11 protein-coding genes, 1 tRNA gene and 1 CRISPR repeat array (1 of these 13 cut by a window edge) are annotated in these 15,325 nt (G+C 68.1%); all 12 genes read right to left on the bottom strand.

The annotated features are described in order from the left end of the window. A CRISPR array of direct repeats spans window positions 1-966; the repeat unit is 28 nt; unit sequence GGCTCATCCCCGCTGGCGCGGGGAAGAC (it extends 2,176 nt beyond the left edge of the window). A gap of 69 nt (window positions 967-1,035) precedes the next feature. The 12 genes from cas2e to CFRA_RS00870 all read right to left on the bottom strand — a co-directional run bounded on the left by cas2e (window position 1,036) and on the right by CFRA_RS00870 (window position 15,258). Further along, window positions 1,036-1,389 carry a type I-E CRISPR-associated endoribonuclease Cas2e gene (gene cas2e / locus CFRA_RS00925; protein ID WP_075663066.1) on the bottom strand — a complete coding sequence of 118 codons (354 nt, stop codon included), beginning with the start codon at window positions 1,387-1,389 and terminating at the stop codon, window positions 1,036-1,038. Further along, a complete protein-coding gene (cas1e, locus tag CFRA_RS00920) occupies window positions 1,389-2,333 on the bottom strand; it encodes a type I-E CRISPR-associated endonuclease Cas1e (RefSeq protein WP_075663065.1) in 945 nt (314 codons plus the stop codon). Before cas1e ends, cas2e begins: the two co-directional genes overlap by 1 nt. A 17-nt stretch (window positions 2,334-2,350) precedes the next feature. Beyond that, window positions 2,351-3,016, bottom strand: coding sequence for a type I-E CRISPR-associated protein Cas6/Cse3/CasE (gene cas6e, locus CFRA_RS00915; protein WP_075663064.1), 666 nt, complete (start codon window positions 3,014-3,016; stop codon window positions 2,351-2,353). Beyond that, window positions 3,013-3,711, bottom strand: coding sequence for a type I-E CRISPR-associated protein Cas5/CasD (gene cas5e / locus CFRA_RS00910; protein WP_075663063.1), 699 nt, complete (start codon window positions 3,709-3,711; stop codon window positions 3,013-3,015). Before cas5e ends, cas6e begins: the two co-directional genes overlap by 4 nt. Further along, the gene (gene cas7e, locus CFRA_RS00905) at window positions 3,708-4,871 is read right to left on the bottom strand and encodes a type I-E CRISPR-associated protein Cas7/Cse4/CasC (RefSeq protein ID WP_075663062.1); all 1,164 of its coding nucleotides are present in this window, start codon (window positions 4,869-4,871) and stop codon (window positions 3,708-3,710) included. Before cas7e ends, cas5e begins: the two co-directional genes overlap by 4 nt. A gap of 87 nt (window positions 4,872-4,958) precedes the next feature. After that, on the bottom strand, window positions 4,959-5,603 hold the full coding sequence (gene casB / locus CFRA_RS00900) for a type I-E CRISPR-associated protein Cse2/CasB (protein ID WP_342743161.1): 645 nt from the start codon (window positions 5,601-5,603) through the stop codon (window positions 4,959-4,961). Continuing rightward, window positions 5,600-7,267, bottom strand: coding sequence for a type I-E CRISPR-associated protein Cse1/CasA (casA, locus tag CFRA_RS00895; protein ID WP_075663061.1), 1,668 nt, complete (start codon window positions 7,265-7,267; stop codon window positions 5,600-5,602). The genes casB and casA overlap by 4 nt, the downstream gene beginning before the upstream one ends. A gap of 23 nt (window positions 7,268-7,290) precedes the next feature. Continuing rightward, the gene (locus CFRA_RS00890; RefSeq protein ID WP_083666745.1) at window positions 7,291-10,176 is read right to left on the bottom strand and encodes a CRISPR-associated helicase/endonuclease Cas3; all 2,886 of its coding nucleotides are present in this window, start codon (window positions 10,174-10,176) and stop codon (window positions 7,291-7,293) included. 168 nt (window positions 10,177-10,344) lie between these two features. Beyond that, entirely contained in the window at window positions 10,345-11,631 is a 1,287-nt protein-coding gene (tgt, locus tag CFRA_RS00885; protein ID WP_075663060.1) for a tRNA guanosine(34) transglycosylase Tgt, read from the bottom strand. A 79-nt stretch (window positions 11,632-11,710) separates the two neighbouring features. After that, a complete protein-coding gene (locus tag CFRA_RS00880) occupies window positions 11,711-14,290 on the bottom strand; it encodes an MMPL family transporter (RefSeq protein ID WP_075663059.1) in 2,580 nt (859 codons plus the stop codon). 358 nt (window positions 14,291-14,648) lie between these two features. After that, a tRNA-Ser gene (locus CFRA_RS00875) sits at window positions 14,649-14,736 on the bottom strand. 318 nt (window positions 14,737-15,054) lie between these two features. Next, a complete protein-coding gene (locus CFRA_RS00870; RefSeq protein WP_075663058.1) occupies window positions 15,055-15,258 on the bottom strand; it encodes a CsbD family protein in 204 nt (67 codons plus the stop codon). Window positions 15,259-15,325 lie beyond the last annotated feature (67 nt).

The following is a 15,325-nucleotide window of genomic DNA, read 5'->3' as shown; positions in this document are numbered from 1 at the left end:
AAGCCACCCGGTCCCGGCCCGCGGCTCATCCCCGCTGGCGCGGGGAAGACTCGGAGCCGTCAATGATGCCGTCCGTCAGCGCCGGCTCATCCCCGCTGGCGCGGGGAAGACGCTTGTACGCCACGATTTACCCGGACGGGGTCCGGCTCATCCCCGCTGGCGCGGGGAAGACCACTCCTCGTCGTACAGGCGGATACGACGCCGGGGCTCATCCCCGCTGGCGCGGGGAAGACCTGGTCGGTTGCCGGCTTGATGATGGGCATGTGGGCTCATCCCCGCTGGCGCGGGGAAGACTTCCGCTTCGAGGGCGGCGAGGCGGCGGTCGAGCGGCTCATCCCCGCTGGCGCGGGGAAGACCGCCGCCGCGACGAAGACAACCTGGTGCCCACGGGCTCATCCCCGCTGGCGCGGGGAAGACCAACACACTAGAAAAGCGCCAGTTGAGGGGCCGGGCTCATCCCCGCTGGCGCGGGGAAGACGGGCGCTTCGGCGCGGCGCTGCTGGATCCTGTGGGCTCATCCCCGCTGGCGCGGGGAAGACCTTGTCTTGCTCGGGGGTCATGTCGTCAGTTCCGGCTCATCCCCGCTGGCGCGGGGAAGACGAGTAGTCGGCACCATCAGCACCAGCGCCGTACGGCTCATCCCCGCTGGCGCGGGGAAGACACCTCACTGTTTTGCGCCATCATCGCGGCGCGGGGCTCATCCCCGCTGGCGCGGGGAAGACGTGACGATCGAGCCCGCGGCGCGGTTAGCGTCCGGCTCATCCCCGCTGGCGCGGGGAAGACACCCCCGGCAATGGTTGACGCGTCCCCGATCGGGGCTCATCCCCGCTGGCGCGGGGAAGACACGGCGAGCCTGTCGGTTGGCATGGGCCGGATCGGCTCATCCCCGCTGGCGCGGGGAAGACCACCACCAAACCAACCAGGCCCGCTACCGGTTCGGCTCATCCCCGCTGGCGCGGGGAAGACACTTGCAGAGCTGCAGCTTTGGGAGCCTGAACCCTATTCTAGGTACGACTCGTCTATGAAGGCCCGGCCCTAACCGTGCGAGCGACGGGCCCGGCGCGCATTTCTGGCGATACTCCAGCCGGTGTTTCTCCGCGCCGTCCCCGCGCCGGCTCTGGTGTCGCGCATCATCAGTGTCAGCCCATCGAAGTCAGTCGGTGTCCAATCGCTCAAATGCGTGCGGAATTCCATTCCCTGTTCGTTGTCAGTCGAATACACCAGGATCGCTCTCCCCTGTTGGAGAAGCTCCTCAGTTCGATCCCACAGCAGATCCCGGATCCGAGCGGAGGGTCTACCGACGAATACACCGGGAGCGACCTCCATCAGCCATTTCGTCAGATCTCCACGCAAGCCGGCCGGGCAGGCCGTCACCACAAGAACCATCATCAGTGCATCACCGGATCTTCCTCTGACCCCCAATTCACCCCGGATGCAATGACCTCGAGCTCGTTCCACAGCATGAGATCCACGTCAACCAGCTCCGCTCCCTCGACTTTCATCAGCGCATAGAGATCTCGGACCATCCGCTTCATCACGCGCAATTTCGTCACCTTGTGCCGAAGTGCCCGGCGTACTCTTCCACCGATTTCTCCGTCGGGTGCGCCAGCGCATTCAAACGCAGCGGGGATAGCAGTTTCCGCTTTGTAGAGATCTGCGATGTCATACACGAAAGCCCGGTCAGTGCCTGTGTGCACCACCCCGAGGGAGGGGATGAATCCAAGCCCGACGATCACAGCGTGCGTAATCCCGTACAAGGCCGCGTTTGCAGTGGTCAACGCGCGGTTAATCGGATCCCCGGCGTCAAAGTCGTCCGGATCATATCGGCGACGATTCCAGTTGACACCGGTGCGCTCCGACTCCGCGGCGTAAATGCGCTTGACCCTGGCGCCCTCTCTGCCCCGAAGCTGTGCCATCGTCAGCCTGGATACATCCTCACCGGGGAAGCGCATGCCGTACATCTCGCGGGCGCACTGGAGACGCCGACGTTGGTTCGTCACGATCCGGGCCTGTGCCTCAGCCATCCGGGAGGACTTCGCCGGCGGTCTCCCGTGCGCGTAGTACCGCACGCCGCCGGTGCCGACCCAGACGACCGTGCATCCGGCGTCGCCCAGCAACGCCATAGCCGCGTTGGTGATCTTGGTGCCCGGTCCCAGCATCAACACGGACAGCGTGGTCGCAGGTACGTGAGCGATGCCCCGACTGTCCAGGACAGTCAGTGCGTTGTCCTTCCTGTTGACGACCGCCCGCTCCACGTAGAGGAAAGTCAGGCGGTCCTCCATGCGCGCGAGTTCGCGGCGCACGATCGGAATTTCGCTGGGTGTCCTGGGCATCTTTCGGGGTACCTGCCTTAATGCGGCTGCGCCAGTGTCAGCAGACCACACCCGTAGGCTTTGGCCTTACCCAATCCGTGCACGAGAGTCGACCTCAATGCGTCAGCATCAGTCACTTCGAGAACACCGTCGAAACGTGCGGTCCGCACGGTGACAGTCCGATCCCTTCTCCGGAACCTGAGATTGGCCCTCTCCACCACTCGTGCGGTTGGCAAGCCTTCTCCGTCTTCGCCGGACCCGGCCACGGAGAATCCGGCGTTGACGGACTTCTTGATCAACCAGTCCAGCTGTTGCTCCGGGGTGACGTGCGGCACGACTTTGCCCCGGGTACCGCGCTCGCCGGCCTTGCTCATAACCGGATTGGCCACAAGCTCGAAGTGCCAGCGCTGGCCCTTCTTGAGTGCAGCGAGGAACCGTGTGTACTCCGCGGTTTGCGCCGGCCGTGTCGCCCAGCCCGCCTGTTCAACCAGGCCGGTGGCATCCGGCCGCTCCGGTCCCACGACATAGAGAACATGCTCGTGACCCCGGTGATCGACGCGCCACAACACCCGGGCATCCTCTTGTTCGATGTCCGGCGGAAAAGTGGCCCGCACCGCCGCGTGCATGGCCTGCGGATTGGTGAGCAGCTTCCGCGCCTGCCTACGCTGCGGGTTGATCAGAATCCTGGTGAGTGTCGTCGTCACGCCGAGATCACCGCCTCGAAGAACGGGTCGTCGGCGCGTCCCTCGGGGTTGTCGACAGCCACAGGTTCATCCTGGATGACTTCACGCCAGGAGTAGCGGCGGTGTTCCTGGGCGAAGGACACAGGGACGTCCTGGTGCGGAACGCCTTCCTCGCCGGGGTCCGCATCCCGGTAGATCGGAAGCGAGACACTCCGCGTGCGCTCACGCCGGTGTGATCGACTCGCCTGCCAAGCGGTGTCTCTGAGTGCGGTGACGGCGTCACCTTCATGCACCCCGATCACGAGTCCGGCCGGGACCGGGCAATTGCGCCGCCCGAGGAACAACGGGAAACGCGGTTTCCGCAGAGCCTCGGCCAGATTCTCGAGGAATTCACGGTCATCGGCCTCGATCGCCGCGACGAACACGGCATCCGCCAGGTAGTAACGGGTCACCAGACTCGTCCCGCCCCCGGACTGCCATTCTTGTGCCGTCTGATAGTCCCGGAGAAGGGAACCCGGCTGATCCACACGGACAGCGAACCGCAGCCCCGCCAGATCCGTGACCGGCTCAGAGCGCCGCCGGCCTTCGGCGGCGGCGAGCATCCCGATCACACCTGACTTGGTGGGGATCTGACCGGTGGCACGAATCTTGTATCGGCTGGAGTCTCCCCAGGCCTGCATCGGCCCCTTCAGCAGCAGTAGCAGCGTCGCGGTCACCGGGCCTCATCCTCCAGCGAGAGTTCGCGGACCAGCACCTCGTGGAGCTGGGCACCGAGCTCCGGCAGGGTCGTCTCCTTCACGTCGAGCTCCTCGAAGGGCTTGCGCAGGTCACCCAGCCCGATGAGGAAGGCTGCGACGGGGACGAACCCGTACTGCTGCTCGATCTCGCGCTCCTCCACGGCCAAGCGACGCGCGGCCACCACACGTCGCCCTTCGCCCTGTTCAGCGACGACGGGGTCCTCGAAGGCGTTGACCAGGGAGACCGGCCGCGTGTCCCGGACAGCGACGTAGACCAGCTCCGGGAGAGTCTGGTTGGCGAAGGTGTTCAGCTTGCCGGTGGGCATGCTCTTGATGAACGCGTCGACGAACGCCTCCGCCGAGGTGACAGCGGCGGAAGCGTCGCCGAGGTTCTCCGCCAGGGAGTCCAGAGAGACATTTGCATAGCGGTACAGGGTCGACGACATCATCTGGACCGTGCCGATCATTCCGGCACCGGTCTCGGCCTCGTCCTCGTCAAGGTCGTCCACCGCGGTGAAGTAGTCGAATTCCGGCTCGGAGGCGTGCACGCCGATGGCGTGGGCTACCTGGACGGACGCGTCGACGTTGTAGTCCGCGTCATCTGCGACCATGCGGCCGAACATCGCGATGTCGACAGAGTGGTCGGTGTTGAAGAGCTTCTTTGCGTCCGCCTTCTTGATCTTCTCCCCGTCTGCGTCGACGACTGCCTGGGCGATGTTGTGGATCTGCTGCTTGCTCAGGAAGAGCAGGTAGCCGGTCTTGGCGAGCTCCCGCCGGCGGTCGTCGTCCAGCTCGTCGCCCTCGGGGGCGTTCTTCGGGTCGACGAGTTTGATCTTCAGAGTCTTGAACACCGCGGAGGCCTCGGCGACCGCACGGTCCTCGGGCCATGCGTCCTCACCACCGATCTCCTGGATGTCGTCCACCACCAGGTCGAGAGCTCGCTTGGTGCGGAACCCAACCATCGCAGGGTCGAAGTCCTCCTCGAAGGTCCTGCGGATCGCGCGCTTCCACGACTGCGAGGAGACACGCTGACGGGGGACGCCACCGAATACGCCGGACTTGGGCGCGCCGGTGTCGTCCCGGTTGATCAGGCTCGGGGGCAGCGACTGGAGTGCGTGGATTTCGAGGTTGAGGGACATGTCATGTTTCCTTTCGGAGGTCGCCGGAGTGTTCGCCGGCGTGGGTTGATTCTGGTTTCGAGTTGTCGGTACCCGGCCCAACCGGGGCTAGGCCGTCGGGTGGTTTTCAGCCCGCCGGTTCTTCCGGTACGGAGCGAGCGCGAAGTCACGGCCCCACCGCAGCAGGACGCCGTCGCGGTGGCGGGGGTTCATCAGGGCCCGGAGATCCCGGGCGAAGGCCCCGTAGTCGAAGCCGATCTGCTGACCACGCAGCAGTGTGATCAGCGACCGGACGTGGGTGAGACGGGAATGCGGGTTCCGCGCCAGCAGCAGCGCGTCGAAACGGGGCTTCATGGACTTGGATTCGCTGCGCGCGGCGAGCAGGCCGCAGGCGGTGGCGAAGGAGGTCCCGCGGACATGCACCGGTGCCGTCGCGCTCTGCATGTGCAGGGCGAAAAACGCCAGCGCCTGGTAGGCCGCCTCCTCGGACGGGGACGGCCGGTCCTGGGTGCCTACCTCGTTCTCGGTGAGGACCGGATCCATCACGCCCAGGACCCGCTCCAGGGCGAGTGGGTCCGACAGCGCCGGCCGCCCTGCACCACGCCTCAGTTCAGCGAGCACGCCCCTGGCCGCTGGTGCCCGGCCGCCACCGGAGAGGTAGTCGTTCTGCAACCGGTTGACCGTCACACCGACGGCGACGGCGAGTGACGCGCGCTCCTCCGCGTGTGTCTGGGTTTCTGGCATCTTCGTCATTTCTCCTCACTGGTCTCTGGGTTCGTTTCCACGGCGGTCGTGGGCAGTGCCTTCCGTAGGGCCATCTGCAGACTCCGGTATGCGCTGCCTGCGGAGACGATGGAGTCCGGCCCGTCGCCACGCCCGGATACCGTCTTGCCGACGAGTGCTTTGGGGCCGGCGCCGCGCAGCAGTACCCGTGCCTGCGAGAGGGTGGTCTCCTGCGCCGTGGACTGCCAGGCGCGCACCGCCTGATCGAGGTCCTCCCGGTCGAGCTTCCCGATCCACTCGAGGAACTGAGGCTCGAGTTCCTTGAGCAACGCGTCAGTCGGGGAGCTCTGGAATTCGTAGTCACCGCCGGCGGCCTCAAGGAGGTTTCCGGCGAACCTCCCCAGCGCCACCGCCACGTCGCTGGTGGCCGCGGCCTGCTCGATCAGAGTCCGCCGGGCGGACACCGCCGAGGGGGCCAGGAGACTCCGCGGGAGCTCGATGTGGGTCGCCACGGTGGTGCCCATCGTCGAGGCCTGCGGCCCGTACTCCGTGGAGACCAGCTGCAGGTCCACCCAGTCGGGTGCGGCGTCATCGTTCTCGAATTCGGCGATCTGGTCCAGGGTGCGGGGGCGCTTGGGAGGGAGGTCCTTCTTCGACTTGGATCCGCTCTCCTCGCCGTAGCCCTCGTCCTTCTCCGCGATGATCAACGGCTCGAGCGAGCGCCACATCGTCCGCTCCAGGTCATACGGGCGCGGGTAATAGACGACGTGGTCGCGCTTCGACTTGTTCCTGCTGTACCGGTACGGCGTCATCGGGTCGTCGCTCACGTTCGCACCGGCGTCGGGGATCTTGTCGCCGTTGCTCACGAGGACGCCGGTGACCAGGTCCCCCTCTACGTGAAGACGCACGCGGCGCGACTGCCAGGTCGCCAGGTCCGCCGCCCCCTTGGGCGTCGGATCCTTCCGCTCGGCGGGGCCATCGGGTTGACGCTCCCAGGCGGGGTGGTCGTCCTCGCGGGCCAACGCCTCCTCCACCGTGTTGAACAGCAGAGTGTGCCGGAGGGTCTCGCCGACGATAACCGTGCCTCCGGTCATGCCGCTCCATCCGGTGCCGATGGGATAGCCCTTGCCTCCCTTCACGCGGGGGTCACCGAGGGCACCGGACTTGATCCCCGAGTAGTCGTAGGCCTGCAGGTGGACGAGCCAGCGGGCCGCCTCGGCCAGTCCCAGGCTCTGCCGACCGGCGCCGGCACGCATGGTGAAGCCGTCCGACTCAGCCTCGGGGATCATCCTGCTGACCCCGCTGATCTTCCCCGACCCGGTGGCCAGGTCGGCGACCTGCATGAACGGCTGTTCGGGGTGGAGCAGGTCGAAACGGTCACCCCACTTCTCCAGGTATTCCAGGACGGCCGCGTCAGCTTCCCCGGCGTCGACGCCGTCGAGCTGGGTCTCAAACCACACGCCGTGGTCGTAGGTCTCACCCGGCGCGGGCTGCGCGTCCGCGACGTGGGCACGCCAGTAGACTGCCAGCAGCAGTCGCAGCACGGCGTAGTCCTGCGTCGGCGAGTCACCTCGCACACCGCGGATCCCGGTGCTCCCGTCGAAGACCTGGCGGATACTCACCTCCGATTCCGTCCCGTCGGTGAGCTGGCAGCGGATCCACGGTCTGTCCACCAGCGAGAAGCTCTCTGTCATCGGTTCCTTCTCCTTTGCTTCTGTCATTCGTCTGTCACACTACGGCCACCCCGTGACGGAGCCGACAGATCTTCGAAACCAAGTTCGGACGAGTAGCGAACCGGCCTCCCCGCGATCTCGCCGCGACCACTCTCGTCCAGCACCAGGGCCAACTGTCCCTTCAGGAGGAAGTGGTTCGCCCACTCCGCGGGTGTGTGCGCTTCGAGATCGTCGAGGACCTTCACGATGACACCCTCCCGGGTGAAGGTCCCCGGCAAACGCACCGTGGTGCGGGTCAGCAGATCCATCACCTCGCCGTCGGGTTCCACGCCGAAGCTCGCTTCCGCAGGCGATCCCCACGGGTGGTAGCCGTATTCTCCGACCACGATCGGGATGACCTCGATCGAGTCGCCGGCATCGCGCACCTGGGCCACGGCGGCCTGCTCCGGATCAACCTTCCGGTCCGGTGCGTGGTACCTGGTGAACAACGGTTCCAGCTTCATGGCGTGCCCCGGCTCCGGGATCTGGAATACCCCGGCACGCCAGACGGCTTCAGCGCGCGCTGCGCGACTACGCTCCCGGGCCTCGACCCAGGCGTCCTCCCAGCCCGGGGGAGCTTCGCGGGAGGGGTCGTAGACGGCGTGCACCAACGGCTCGATGTCGTCGGGACGCCGGAACCCGCCGGGGATCACCGTCGCCTCGAGCTCGGCCATGGTCGCCAACAGCACCGCCGGGTCGTAGACGGCGGCGGTACCGGGGTCGAGCCTCGGAGCGGGGTCACGGCCGAGGACTCCCCGCACCAGCATCGCCGGGTCCGTGACGGGACCCGGCCGGTCTCCGGCCGGACGGTCGTGACGGTGCATGCGCCCGGCGCGCTGGATGAGCAGGTCCATGGGCGCGACGTCGGAAATCAACAGGTCCACGTCGATGTCGAGGCTCTGCTCGGCTACCTGGGTGGCCACCACAACCTTGCGGTGCGGACGCCCCTGGCCCCGGTGTGCGTCGGGGCCGAGCTCCGCGCGCAGACGGTCCTCCTTCGCCGCGCGTTCGTTGGCCAGGAACCGGGAGTGGTGTAGTTCGACCTCGCCGGGGAACGCCTCGGCGCAGGCCGAGTACATCTCCTGGGCCCGGGCGACGGTGTTGCACACGACCAGTGCGCACCCACCCTCTGCGAGCCTGTCGCTCAGCTGAGCGACGGCAGCCGGCACGGCGTCGTCGATGAATTCCACCACGGCGTGCATGTCCGTCGGCCGTGCGGGCACCTCGATCTCACGCACCCGTTCCCGCGCCACGGTCGTGACCAGAGGGTAGGCCCGGGAGGAGAGCGCGACCGGCGCCGCGGACCACTCGCCGCGGTAGGCGGCGATGAGCTGGTTTTTCTGCTCGGGTGGCAGGGTCGCGCTCATCAGGATCACCGGAACGCGGTAGCGGGCCAGCCACTGCAGGGTCTTCGCCAGATAGGAGTACATGTAGGCGTCGTAGGCGTGCACCTCGTCGATGAGCACCACCTTCCCTGCGAGACCGACGTGGCGGAGCATGGAGTAACGCATCTGCAGGACGAGCATGAGCACCTGGTCAACAGTGCCCACGACGAAGTTGGACAGTATCCCCTTGTGCCGTCCGCTCAGCCAGCGTGACGCGAAGACCTCACCGGCCTCACTCTCGGCGGCGCCCGCGTCCTCGTCGATCCCTTCGAGGAGCAGCCGCCGGTAGGAGTCGGAGAGCGCGGACTTCGAGTGTGCGAGGAACATGGAGGCGATCTCGGACTCGGGGGTCGCGGCGCGCGACCACTCGAGGACGCGGTCGAAGAGTCCGTTGGCCGTGGACATCGTGGGCGCGGCGAAGAAGATACCGTGGGCGCCGTCTTTGACGGCGAGATGATGCGCAGCCGCCAGACCCGCCTCGGTCTTGCCCTCACCGGTCGGGGCCTCGATGATCACCAGCCCGCCGTCACCGTCCGGCATCCCCTCCACCGCCTCGAGCACAGCCTGTTGGACCGGGCGTGCGGTGAAGTGCCCCGGCCAGGCGAAGATCGACCGGAAGTAATCGTCCGCGTCGAGGTGCGCTGGCCACACGGAGTGCCAGGATCCCGACAGGTCGACCGCCGCGGTACCTGCCGCGACCCGGTCGGCCTGGGCGCCGCGCGGGACCATCGGGAAGGCGAACTTGTTGGAGGCGATCCAGTCCGACATCACCACGATGCCGGTGAGCAACGAGAGCGCCGGCGCCGCGGGCCGGGTCCGAAGGTTCGGCAGCACCTCGTCGATCCCGGTCAGCTCGGCGATGTCCGCGAGGATCTCATCCTGGACCTCGTGCCACTCGGCGGGGTGCTCCGCGATGAGTATCCGGGCCTGCTTGACGTCCTGCCCGGCCGGCGCAATGCCGTGGTGGGCCCCTGCGACCGAGGCGATGGCACCGGCGACTCTCCCGCCGACGCCCCGTCCCTTGAGCCACGAAGCGAGAATCACCTGCGACGCGGTGCCGTGGGGCAGGAACGGCATGTCCGCGGCCCGCTGCCAGGCGCCGAGGGGCAGACCCGCTGCACCGACACCGGCGACGATGTCCGCCCCCGGGCCCGTCGCCTCGATCTGGCGGGTGAAGTTCTGGGTGGCTTTGCCGATGTCGTGGGTACCGGCCAGCCAGGTGACCAGGATGAGGGCCTGCTCCTCCGTCAGCCCCGTCATCCTCGCGATCTCCCGCTTCACCGCGTCGGGCACCCAACCGTCCCAGAGAGCCTCCGCGACGCAGGCTGCGTCGACGAGATGCTGCGGGAGCGTGAGCCACCCGGTCTCGTCGCCGGACTTCGCCCACAGGCTACGGGCACGCGCACTCAATCCCGAGACGGCGTCGCCACGTTCCCACAGCGGGCACCTACCAGCCGGGGCGTCCCCCTCCGACGCCGCCTTCGGTCGGTGTTCTCCATCAGCCATGACAGCCGCCCGTCACTTCCGATTCCCTGAATACTGGCCGAAAAGCGCCTGTATTACATCGTTTTTATGAACGCTTTCAGGTTACCGGAATCACTGCGCGGCGGCAGTGAGCATGACGCCACCCCGGTGGGCATCGCAGACAGGACTTCCGCGCGCCCCCTGGCTCCCTTACTTCCTGCCCGCGTAGTACCGCCCGAGGAACTCCTCGCGGTACTCGGCGAAACGCCCCTCAGCGATCGCGGCGCGCATGTTGTCCACCAGCCGGACCATGAACTCCAGGTTGTGCAGCGTGCACAGCGTGCCGGCCAGGTACTCGTGCGCCTTGAGCAGGTGGTGCAGGTAGGCCCGCGAGTAGTTCCGCGAGACGTAGCCGCCGAACTCCTCATCCACGCCGCGGAAGTCCCGCTTGAAGCGCGCGGCCGGCAGGTTGATCCGCCCATCAAGTGTGTAGACCCCGCCGCGCCGACCCAGGCGCGTCGGCGCCACGCAGTCGAAGGTGTCCGCGCCCGCCGCGACGGCGGTGAACAGGTCGTCTGGCTCGGAGATGCCCAGCAGGTGGCGCGGCTTGTCCTCGGGCAGCTCGTCGCAGACCCAGCCGACGATGGTGCCCAGGTTCTCCTTCTCCAGCGCCCCGCCGATGCCGAAGCCGCCGAAGCCACGCGCACCGCGCTGCTGCGCGGCGTCGGAAAGCTCAATCAACCCGCGCGCCGCACGTCGCCGCAGGTCCTCGTACTGCGCGCCCTGCACCACGCCCCACAGCGACTGGCGCGGCCGGTGCGTGCGCTCGCGGGTGAGCCGGTCGTGCTCGACGAGGCAGCGCTCGGCCCAGCGCCGCGTGCGCTCGACGGAGGACTCCTGGTAGGCGCGCGTGTCGACGAGCGTGGTCAGCTCGTCGAAGGCGAACATGATGTCCGCGCCGAGGGAGTGCTGGATCTGCATGGAGCGCTCCGGGGTGAAGCGGTGCAGCGAGCCGTCGATGAAGCTCTTGAAGTCCACGCCGTCCTCGTCGACGTGCGCCTTGCGTTCCTTGTCGACGGCGCGGATGTCCGCCTCCGTCAGGTCGGTCAGGTCCATGGCCAGCACCTTGCGGAAACCGACGCCCTGGCTCATGACCTGGAATCCGCCGGAGTCGGTGTAGGTCGGCCCGTGCCAGTTCTCGAAGGCCGCCACTCCCCCGGCCTCGTCGACGATGTCCTCGCCGGGCTGCAGGTAGAGGTGGTACGCGTTCGAGAGGATCGCCTGCGCGCCGGTGGAGCGCACCTGCTCCGGGGTCAGCGTCTTGACGGTCGCCTTCGTGGCCACGGGGATGAACGCCGGGGTGGCGATCTCACCGTGCGGCGTGCTGATCACGCCCGTGCGCCCGTGCACCGCGTGCCCACCGGAGGCCGCCTCGGCGGGGTCCAGGCGCGTGTCCACGCGGAAGCTGAGGTCGGTGTCCATGGCGGGTGTCTGCATGTTCTCCGATGCTAATGGTCCGATTGACGGCACCGCACCGACGCGCCCCGCCCCCGCGGCGCCCCGGCGCCGCGGCTCGTCAACGCCGACGGTGAGCGGCGGCGCGACGGGGGCGCTGCGCGGCGTCGTCAATCGAGGCGTCCTCGGACTCCCCGGTCTCCCCGGACTCCCCACGCAGGTCCCGGCCGATGAGGCCGGCCTCGAAGTCCTTCTCCAGCTTCGATCCCTCGACGTCGAGGCTCGGCAGGATGCGGTCGAGCCAGCGCGGGATCCACCAGGTCGCCCGCCCCATGAGGAACATGGTCGCCGGCACCAGCGTCATGCGGATGAAGAAGGCGTCGAAGAGGACGCCCGCGCCCAGCGCGAAGCCGAAGATCTGGATGAACGGCAGCGGCTGGTCGATGAACGCGACGAAGACGGCGATCATGATCAGCGCCGCGGCCGTGACCACGCGCGCACCGGCGGAGAAGCCCTCGATGACGGACTCCTCGACGCCGTTGTAGCGCGATCCCTCCCGCGCGCGGCCGCCGTTGTGCGTGTAGTGCTCACGCATTCGGCTGACCAGGAACATCTGGTAGTCCATCGCCAGGCCGAAGGTCACGCCGATCAGGAAGATCGGCATGAAGGAGATCAGCGGCCCCGGCGAGCTGACCAGGCCCCACAGGCCCTCCTGCCAGAACAGCACCGTCACGCCGAAGGCGGCGCCGACCGAGAGCAGGAAGCCCAACCCCGCGACCACCGGCACCATGATCGAGCGGAAGACCAGCAGGAGCAGCACGATCGCCAGCCCCACCACGATGGCCAGGTAGAGCGGCATCGCGTTGCCCAGCTCCTCGGTGATGTCCATCTGGACGGCCGTCAGGCCCGTCATGCCGACCGTCGCACCCGTGGCGGCCTCGATCTCCGCGGCGCGGTCGCGCAGGGCGTGGGAGACGTCGACGGTCTCCTGCTCCTCGGGACCCGTGTACGGGGTGATCATGACCTGGGCGGCGGTGGCGTCGTCGTTCATGCCGACCAGCTGGGCGTTCTTGATCTCCGCCATGCCGTCGATTTTGTCGACGGTGTAGATGTAGGCGGCCTGGGCGGCGGCCTTGTGCTCGTCGAAGGGTTCGGCGGCGGCGTTGTCGGCGCCCCCGGCACCCTCGGCGTTCGCGGGATCGGCCTCGGCTGCCTCAGCCTCCGCGCCCTGACGCTGCGCCTCGACGAATGGGCGCAGGGCCGGCGCGTCGGGGTCGACCGCGTGGGCGTCGACGACGAAGAGCAGCGGGGCGTTGACGCCGGCGCCGAAGCCCTCGGCCATCAGGTCCGCGGCCTTGCGCTGGGTGGTGTCGACGTTCGAGGTCGTGTCCGAGGGCAGCGCCATCTCCAGGCGCGTCACCGGCAGCGAGAGCACGCCGAGGCCCAGGATCACGGCGGCGAGCATGACCGCCGGGATCTTCTGCACCAGCGTGACCCAGCGCCGGCCCATGGTCATGCCCTTGCGGAAGCGCTTCGGCCAGGAGCCGTCGCGCTTCTTGTTGCCGGCCACGCCCGGGATGCGCGCGCCGAAGGCCCGCTCGCCGAAGATGCCCAGCAGCGCGGGCACCAGGGTCAGGGCCACCAGCATCGCCACGGCCACGGTCAGCGCGGCCAACAGGCCCATCCAGGACAGGAACTCGATGCCGGCGACGACGAGGGCCGCCAGCGCGATGATCACGGTCGCCGCGGCGAAGACCACGGCCGAGCCCGCGGTGCCCACGGCCATGCCGGCGGCGTCGGGCGCGGGCATGCGTTCCCGCTCCACGCGGTAGCGCGAGAGGATGAACAGCGCGTAGTCGATGCCCACGGCCAGGCCGATCATGATCGCCAGGGTCGGGGTGACGTCGTTGAGCTCGACGACGGCGGTGGTCAGGAGGATCGAGAGCACGCCGATGCCCACGCCGATCACGGCGGTGATCAGCGGCAGGCCCGCGGCGATCAGGGAGCCGAAGGTCAGCAGCAGCACCACGAAGGCGACGGCCAGGCCGACGACCTCACTGGTGGCCTTGATGGCGATCGGGTCGCCGAAGCCGGCGCCGCCGGCCTCCACCTGCAGGCCCTGGTCCCGGCCGAGCTCCATGGCGTCGTAGACGGCCTGGCGTTGCTCGTCGCTGACCTTCATCGCGGAGTCGACGTCGAAGTCGAAGGTCGTGTAGGCGATGCGCCCGTCGTCGGAGACCAGCGCGAGGTTCTCTGCGTCCTCGCGCGCCGTCGCCTCGGGCAGGCCCTGCTCGACGGACATGTCGTAGACGCCCTGCGTCAGCTGGGGCGAGAGCACGACCGGGTTGCCGAAGCGCTGGGTGTTGCGGATCTCGTCGCTCAGGCTGTCCTCGACGGCGTGGATGACGTCGTCGATGGCCTCCTTGTTGTGCTCCTCGTCGAGTCTGCTGCCGTCGGTGCTGGCGAAGACCAGGTTGACCGTCGCGGCGTCGGCGGGGTTGCCGGCGTCGGGGAAGTTCTCCATCATCAGCTTGGTCGCCTCGATGGACGGGGCGTTGCCGATGCTGAACTGGCTGGAAAACGGCTTGCTGAACCCCACCGCGGCGCCCGCCACGGCACCGAGGATGATCAGCCACGTCGCGAGGACGACCCACTTGCGGCGGAACGACCAGCGTCCCATTTTGAAGAGCAGCTCAGCCACGTCAGTCCAGACTCCAGAGTCGAGGGTGCAGGGCAACAGTCCAATTCTACCCGCGTCCCGGAACGGTACCGAGGCCCCGCGGGCACCACAAGAGCTTTCCGACGCGCGCGGCCCCGGCGTTACATCGCCCACGCGGTGCGCGCGCCGTCTGCGGGGCGGGTGGGTCCCCCGCCCACGCGGTGCGCGCGCCGTCTCCGGGGCGGGTGGGTTCCCCACCCGGGCGGCGGTGCACAGTGACGAAGAGCGCGGGTGTTCCCAGGCTCCGGTACCCGACGAACCGGCGACCCGACGAGCCGACGACAAAAAGGGACCGCGCCCCCTCCCGATCCAATCGGGGAGGGGACGCGGTCCCGCTGCGCGGTGGCGGAGGGATTTGAACCCTCGGTTGGGGGTTACCCAACAATCGCTTTCGAGGCGATCACCTTCGGCCGCTCGGACACGCCACCGCCGAATAGGCTAACCGACCGGTTCCGCCGCGACCAAATCACCCGTTCGCGACGCTTTCCCCCGCCCGCCCCGCGGCACCGCACAAGCCCCACCGGACACGCCCGGCCGCACCCCACCGCACACGACCGGCCGCCCCGCCGCACCCCACCAGACACGCCTCGCGGCACGGCACGCGCCCCGCCGCACCCCACCGGACACGCCCCGCCGCACCCCACCAGACACGCCCCGCCGCACCCCACCGGACACGCAAAACGGCCCGGGGAAAATCCCGGGCCGTGCGCAGGGCCGCTCGCGCGGACCCTTGAGGGAGACAAGTCTTACTTGTCGTCCTTGAACTTGCCGATGACCTCGTTGGCCTTGTCCTTGACGGCGTCGCCGGCGTCGGAGAGCTTCTCCTTGGCGTCGGAGACGACCTGGTCGGCCTTGCCCTCGTTCTGCAGGTCCTTGTTGTCGGTCACATCACCGGCGGCCTCCTTGGCCTTTCCGGCGAAGTCCTCAGCCTTGTTCTGGATGTCACCCATATGCATGCTCCTTTCGTCGGTGTTCTTGTGCCCTTCAGTCTAACGACGCCGCGCGCGCCGTGACGGG

This window comes from Corynebacterium frankenforstense DSM 45800 (genome assembly GCF_001941485.1).
Lineage (GTDB): Bacteria > Actinomycetota > Actinomycetes > Mycobacteriales > Mycobacteriaceae > Corynebacterium > Corynebacterium frankenforstense.
Note: the sequence above shows the minus strand (reverse complement) of the source record. Positions and strands in the feature narration are given on the sequence as shown.

Excerpts from the sequence above, each read along its gene's own strand:
- cas2e (WP_075663066.1), bottom strand. The coding sequence starts at position 1,389 with ATGATGGTTCTTGTGGTGACGGCCTGCCCGGCCGGCTTGCGTGGAGAT.
- cas1e (WP_075663065.1), bottom strand. The coding sequence starts at position 2,333 with ATGCCCAGGACACCCAGCGAAATTCCGATCGTGCGCCGCGAACTCGCG.
- cas7e (WP_075663062.1), bottom strand. The coding sequence starts at position 4,871 with ATGTCCCTCAACCTCGAAATCCACGCACTCCAGTCGCTGCCCCCGAGC.
- casB (WP_342743161.1), bottom strand. The coding sequence starts at position 5,603 with ATGACGAAGATGCCAGAAACCCAGACACACGCGGAGGAGCGCGCGTCA.
- casA (WP_075663061.1), bottom strand. The coding sequence starts at position 7,267 with ATGACAGAGAGCTTCTCGCTGGTGGACAGACCGTGGATCCGCTGCCAG.
- CFRA_RS00890 (WP_083666745.1), bottom strand. The coding sequence starts at position 10,176 with ATGGCTGATGGAGAACACCGACCGAAGGCGGCGTCGGAGGGGGACGCC.
- tgt (WP_075663060.1), bottom strand. The coding sequence starts at position 11,631 with ATGCAGACACCCGCCATGGACACCGACCTCAGCTTCCGCGTGGACACG.
- CFRA_RS00870 (WP_075663058.1), bottom strand. The coding sequence starts at position 15,258 with ATGGGTGACATCCAGAACAAGGCTGAGGACTTCGCCGGAAAGGCCAAG.